This window comes from Mesorhizobium sp. M7A.F.Ca.ET.027.03.2.1, from assembly GCF_003999175.1.
GTDB lineage: Bacteria > Pseudomonadota > Alphaproteobacteria > Rhizobiales > Rhizobiaceae > Mesorhizobium.
This window is the reverse complement of sequence record NZ_RZOM01001920.1, coordinates 1-431: the sequence shown is the minus strand read 5'-3', so window position 1 is coordinate 431 and position 431 is coordinate 1. Positions and strand designations below refer to the sequence as shown.

General features: G+C 67.1%; 1 protein-coding gene. It reads right to left on the bottom strand.

Going from position 1 to position 431, the window contains the following annotated elements:
- Positions 1-431: GntR family transcriptional regulator (locus EN750_RS38780; RefSeq protein ID WP_145968412.1), on the bottom strand; the 431-nt coding region annotated here is incomplete at both ends.

Here is a 431-nt window from a genome sequence, read left to right as displayed (position 1 = left end):
TGCCGACGATGTGGTCTGACAGCAGGCGCGCGGCTTCATCGGCGTCGCCAAGGCGTGCCGACGCCAGTATGGCGCGATGTTCAGCCCAGGCGCGGCTGAGGGCCGCTTCGTCGCGGACCTCCAGCCAACGCGCCCGCGACAGGCGCGTCATGGCATCGCGCACCGCCCGGAACAGGAATTCATTGCCCGACAGACGCGCCAGTTCGATGTGAAAATCCATGCCGACGCGATGCCATTCCTCGCGCGGCGTGTCGTTGTCGCAGGACTCGAGCATCGCCTCGATGACATCGACGGCGCTCCGGTCCGCCAGGCTGCATGTCAGGCGAAGCGCCGCAACCTCGACCGCTTCCCTGTAGACGGCGATCTGCTCGAGTTCAGCCAGATTGATCGGCGACACCGTCCAGCCACGTCCGTCCCTGCCGACCAGGCCC